Raw genomic sequence first — 476 nt, forward strand, 5'->3', positions numbered from 1 at the left:
TATTTTTGTTTTATTAAGTCAAGTAAAACTTTTTGCCATGCTTTTCTTAAATATTCGTACGGTATAAACCCCACTTCTTTCCATATTTTGTTCTTATCTATTGCTCCTTCGGTCACCAATACATGTACATGCGGGTTGAATTTTAGATCCCGCCCAAAGGTGTGTATTACTGCTATTATCCCTACTTCATATCCTCTTTTCCTACTTTTCTCCCGGTACCAATACTGAATTACTTCAGCTGCTTTATCGCTCAGGTCTTTTAACAGTTCCCGATTGTGGTAAAATATATTCCTTAATTCTTCTGGAATGGTGAACACTATGTGCCTATGCCCTACTTCCAATATCCTCTCTGTTTGCTTTTCTACCCATTTCTCTATGTATATTTTTCCGCATCGATTGCAAAATCTGCTTTTGCACGTAAACCCTACTCTCTTTTTCTCTTTCCCGTTACATTTTACACATACATATTCCACATA

At 36.6% G+C, this 476-nt stretch carries 1 protein-coding gene; it reads right to left on the bottom strand.

The features are described from left to right. A partial coding sequence (locus ciss_RS04620; RefSeq protein WP_143298479.1) for an IS91 family transposase occupies nt 1-476 on the bottom strand: 476 nt, incomplete at both ends.

Source organism: Carboxydothermus islandicus, assembly GCF_001950325.1.
Lineage (GTDB): Bacteria > Bacillota > Z-2901 > Carboxydothermales > Carboxydothermaceae > Carboxydothermus > Carboxydothermus islandicus.